Genomic DNA, 5,361 nt, shown 5'->3' with positions numbered 1-5,361 from the left:
TTTTTTTATTATTTTATCTTTTTAAATACTCATTAATAAGATTAGAAAATTTATTTCCTAATAATACCAATGCTATCAAATTTGGTATAACAATAAACCCAACTGCCATATCAGCCATATCCCATATTTTTTCTATTTCCATTGTTACAGCTATCAAAGGCATTATAAAAAATATCCACTTTAAATATTTTTCGGTTTTTTCACCAAATAAGTAGGCGACGCTTGTTCTAAATTCAACATAAAATCCCAAATATGATGAATATGTAAATAAAATTACAGCGATTCCTAAGACATAAATACCTATTGAACCCCACGCACTTCTAAAAGCATCAAAGGTTAGTATAGCTCCAGTATTTCCATTGCTCCAAACACCACTTGCAAGTATAGATAAAGACGTTAATGAGCATATAATTATTGTATCAATAAATACCTCTAATATTCCAAACATTGATTGATGTATTGGATGATCTGTTATAGCAGTAGCGTGTACGGTTGCTGCAGTTCCTTCTCCTGCTTCATTAGAGAAAATACCTCTTGATGCTCCCCTGGCCATTGCTAAAGTTATTGTTGCACCAGCAAAACCACCTATCGCAGGAGCAGGCTGAAAAGCATATTTAAAAATAGATGAAATTGCTGATGGAACATTAGAAATATTAGTAAATATTACATACAAGCTTCCAATTATATATACTATTATCATAGGTGGAACAATTTTTCCGCAAAAAGCTCCAATCTTATTTATTCCTCCTGTCAATACTACTGCTAAGCTAATAGCAACTAATAAAACTCCAGATAATATTAAGGGAATATTAAAAACATCTTTAGCAGTTGTTGCAAGAGTATTAGCTTGTACAAAACAAGCATCTGTTAAAACTAAAATTAAAAGACCTATAGCATAAATTGAGGCTAATATACTTCCAGTTTTTCCTAAAGCTTTTTTCATATAATACATAGGGCCACCATAATATTCACCGTTTAATCCTTTTACCCTATATTTTACAGATAAAGAAACCTCTGCCATTTTTGTAGCCATGCCAAAAATAGCTATCAGCCACATCCAAAAAACTGATCCTGGACCTCCAACAGCAATTGCTGCTGCAACTCCTGCAATATTTCCACTCCCTACAGTGCCTGCTAATACTGCACTTAAGGCTTGATAAGAGTTCAATTGTCCATCCCCTTCAACTTTTTTTGTTTTGTTGAAAAGTTGACCAAGTGTAAGTTTAATCCACATTTTAATATGCAATATCTGAAAAAATTTTGCTTTAAATGTTAAATATATCCCTACTCCTATAACTAAAATCATTAGTGGGATTCCCCATAAAAAGTCCGTAATACTATAAATCTTTGACCAAATTAATTCAAACATACTAATTTCTCCTTATTATAAATTTGGATATTTTCCATTCCATACAATATTTTGGAAATTCTCTTTATCAGTATCTCCCTCAGTGCTAAAAAATAAAATTATGCTATCTTCATCAATTTTTAGTTTTTCTTTTATGGAAGATAGAGATTTGTCTTCTAAAATTTTCATTACAGTTCCAAATGGAGCCGCTCCACTTTCTCCTGAAATTATTCGTACATCGCCTGATAAAGGCGCATTTAAAACTCTCATCCCATGTGCTGCTATTTCATCAGACACACTTATAAAATTTTCTGCATAAGACATTAAGACTTTTAGACCTACGGTATTTGGCTCTCCACATGCTAATCCAGCCATTATTGTTTGCATATCTCCATCAACGCAAATTCTTTTATTTTCTTCAATACTTCTAAAAATACAATTTGCATTTTTAGGTTCTACTATTGTAATTATTGGTTTTTCATCTTTATATATGTTAGAAAAAAATCCTGTAACTGCAGCTGCAAGAGAACCAACTCCTGCTTGTAAAAATACATGACTCGGCTTTAAATTTTTTTGTTTTAGATCTTCATAAGATTCAAACGCCATTGTCATATAGCCTTGCATTATCCACTTAGGTATATCTTCATATCCATCCCAAGCAGTATCTTGGATCATCACCCAACCATTTTTTTTGGCATTTTCATCTGCAAGTCTTACACACTCATCATAATTCAAATCTTGAACAGTTACTTCAGCCCCTTCTAACGCTATATTTTCTACTCTTTCTTTTGCACTTCCCTTAGGCATATATACAATACATTTTTGTTTTAGTTGATTAGCTGTCCAAGCAACACCTCTTCCATGATTTCCATCAGTTGCAGTTATAAAAGTTATATCTCCTAATTTGTTTTTTACTTCATCACTAATTAGATAATCAAAGGTTATTTCAGATATATCTTTACCTAATTTTTTAGCAATATACCTGCCTATTGCATAACTGCCACCAAGAACTTTGAAAGCATTCAAGCCAAATCTATAAGATTCATCCTTCACATAAATATCTTTTACTTTGTATTTTTCTGCTAAATTTTTAAGTTCAACTAATGGAGTTTTTTTATATTGTGGAAAAGATTTATGAAATTTAATTATTTTATTAACCTCTTCATAATTTAAAAAATCAATATTAATTTTTTCTTCATTTTTTCTTCTTTTGCCTATAAATTTTATTTTGTCATCCATAATAATTCCTCCTCAAAAAATAAATTTATATTTATACTGGTATGTAATATATTACATACCAGTATAAAGCTTTTTTTATTATTGTCAAGCGTTTCCCATGAAATTTTTTTATTTTTGTTGTAAAATGATTATTATGATAAAGAAAGAGAGTGTTGATTTTGTTAAAGAATAATGTAATTAACAGAACTTTTATAAAGGATGAAGTTTATAAAATTTTATTGCATCTGATTGTGACTGGTAAGCTAAAACAAAATGAAAAAATTAATATTAATGATATTGCTGATGAACTTAATGTAAGCAGGACTCCTGTGAGGGAAGCTGTTTTAATGCTGGAAAATGACGGATTTATTATTTCCAATGCTAACAAATCAACTGTCATTGCTCCTGTTAATATAAAGCAAGCTGAAGAAATTTATCCTTTGGTTTTTACTCTTGAAATTTTAGCTCTTAAGGAGGGTTTTAAAAATATAGGAGATCAGGAAATTTCTTTACTTAAAAAATATAATGATGAACTTATGAATACTATAAGCTCTAATGATTTTGAAAAATTTGTAGATTGTGATTATATGTTTCATAAAATCATTATTGATTCTGCTAAAAATTCTGAACTTTCAAATATTTTAGATGGTTTAAAGAAAAAAATACAAAGAATTGAATTTTGTTATTACGAAAAGGTGGAACATAAGATGACTTCATTTGGTGGTCATGAAAAGATCATTGAAAGTCTTGAAAAAAGAGATTTGGAACAAAGTCTTATTAATCTTAAAAATAATTGGCAAGATTCTTTAGAATCTTTAAAGGCTATAAAAAATCTTGAAAAATAATGTTTTATGTAAAAAATAAAAGGACAAGCTCTAAAATTTTGAGTTTGTCCTTTTTTTATTTTATATTATCTTTTCTTTTTCTTTTTCTAAGTTTAAAGAAAATTCTTTTGCGGCTTTTACTATTTCTTCAGGATAGTCATTTATTTTTAAAATTTCTATGGCGTTTCTTGTTTTTGCGTAGTCTTCTTTGAGTTTGTAGTCAAAGAAAATATCTCCATCTTTTATATTTTCTTCAAAATGATAGTTTTTAAAGCCTTCTGCAAGCCTTGTAAGCTCAATGTCGTGAGTGGCCGCTATTACAAAACCTCTTTTGGATAAATATTTTAAGGTGAAAAGAGCCGCCGAAATTCTGTCAATGGTGTTTGTTCCTTTAAAAATTTCATCTAAAATGTAAATTCCGTCTTCATTATCTATCATCCTTTTTATGGCGCTGGTTTCAGCCATAAAATATGATTTACCACTTTCTATGGAATCTTTTATGTCTATTGCCGAATAAATATTTTTCTTTGGCAGGGTAAATTTTTCTCCAAAGGCAAAACCTAAGGACATGGCAAGGATTAAATTAATACCAAAAGTCCTCAAAAAAGTGCTCTTCCCCGATGCGTTAGAACCCGTTAAGAGTATTGATTCTTTAAAATCAAAGGAGTTTGCCACGCTATTTCCCCTATAATATAAAATGGGATTATGGATTTTTTCTCCTATAAATTCATATTTATCTGTAAATTCCACAATGCATTTATCTTTAAGATCTTCGTAGGCTATGGCTATCCCCAGTTCCATGTCTATTTTTGCAAGGCTTTTATATAATTCATTTATTTCATTTATTTTTTCATTTATTAATTTTGTGGTTTTGTATAGAAGTCTTGCTTTAAATAAAAATAAAGAATTTAATATTATATATGCTATGTCCGAATCGGAACCGGTTTTAACATAAAATTTTCCCATTTTGCTTTTTATCTGCTTTGAAACTTGTTCATAGTTTTTTAAATTTTCTATTAAGCCGCCCATTTTCAGGTCAGATTTTAATATTTGTTCTCTTAAACTTACTAAATTTCTTATGTAAGAAAAAGATTTTGTCTTTCCCGCAACCAGGTCTTCTATTTTCATGTTTAAAAAAATATTTGTCAAAACTATTGCAAATAAAAACATAATAGCAAAGCCTTTGTTTATAAAAAATATGGGAATTGACATAAGTGGACCAATAGACAAAAGATAAATTGGAATTTTTAGGGGCAAAATCTTACTTGCATCCGTTCCGTTTTTTAATAGGTCGAAGAAGTCTTCCCTGTCAAGCCTTCCATATTTTAAAAATAATTTGCCCAGTTTCGATGCTTTGTCTTTGTTATTTATTATTTCATCTCTAATGTTTTTTTCTTCTTGATTATAATTTAGTTCATGGAGCTTTTTATAGAGGGCCTGTCTACCTAAGATTGAAAATGATCTGTCAAAATAGGAAAAAAATTTATCCATTTCCAAATCATTCCAGCTTATACTGTCAACTTTTTCTTTATTGTCTATTAAAAAGTTTATGGTTTTAAAATTTCTTTTTATTTCTCTTTTTTTATTCCAGGAATCTTTTGCAATTTGATTAAGGGCTTTGTCATATGTTTGAGATTGATAAAAGTTGTATAGGTACATTGCCAAAATTATTCCAGATATAAGTATTAATAGCATTAAAAATTCTTGTTCCATTTTTCACCTCTTGTTTAATTCTATCATAATAATAATAGAGGTTGTAAATTTTTGCGGTTATGCATGGGGCGGTCCGCGTGTTTAATGTTGGAGAACAAATTCAATTTTTTATAAATTATTTTTTTACGCTTTACGTGGAGCATTTTTATTTTAAAATTTTTTCAACATACATTTTTTCTCCATTTATTCTTTCTCATTTTTTATTTTACATATGTAACGCGAGGGGGACTAATGGACTTGCGATTGTCCCTAACGTCC

At 29.4% G+C, this 5,361-nt stretch carries 4 protein-coding genes; 1 reads left to right on the top strand and 3 read right to left on the bottom strand.

Annotated features, from left to right (window positions below; translation table 11 throughout):
* Positions 1-13: 13 nt before the first annotated feature.
* Both HMPREF1253_RS03005 and dpaL read right to left on the bottom strand, forming a co-directional pair.
* A complete protein-coding gene (locus tag HMPREF1253_RS03005) occupies positions 14-1,369 on the bottom strand; it encodes a sodium:alanine symporter family protein (protein ID WP_023055282.1) in 1,356 nt (451 codons plus the stop codon).
* A 15-nt stretch (positions 1,370-1,384) separates the two neighbouring features.
* Positions 1,385-2,587, bottom strand: a complete 1,203-nt coding sequence (gene dpaL, locus HMPREF1253_RS03000; RefSeq protein WP_023055280.1) for a diaminopropionate ammonia-lyase — start codon at positions 2,585-2,587, stop codon at positions 1,385-1,387.
* A 149-nt stretch (positions 2,588-2,736) separates the two neighbouring features.
* Here dpaL and HMPREF1253_RS02995 point away from each other — a divergent pair, with 149 nt between their 5' ends.
* Entirely contained in the window at positions 2,737-3,411 is a 675-nt protein-coding gene (locus tag HMPREF1253_RS02995; RefSeq protein ID WP_081696570.1) for a GntR family transcriptional regulator, read from the top strand.
* 60 nt (positions 3,412-3,471) lie between these two features.
* Here HMPREF1253_RS02995 and HMPREF1253_RS02990 read toward each other — a convergent pair whose 3' ends face one another.
* A complete protein-coding gene (locus HMPREF1253_RS02990) occupies positions 3,472-5,103 on the bottom strand; it encodes a MutS domain V protein (protein ID WP_023055283.1) in 1,632 nt (543 codons plus the stop codon).
* Between the last annotated feature and the right edge of the window lie 258 nt (positions 5,104-5,361).

Source organism: Peptoniphilus sp. BV3C26, assembly GCF_000478985.1.
GTDB classification, from domain to species: Bacteria; Bacillota; Clostridia; order Tissierellales; family Peptoniphilaceae; genus Peptoniphilus_B; species Peptoniphilus_B koenoeneniae.
The sequence above is the reverse complement of the archived record's forward strand: the minus strand, read 5'-3'. Positions and strand labels throughout refer to the sequence as shown.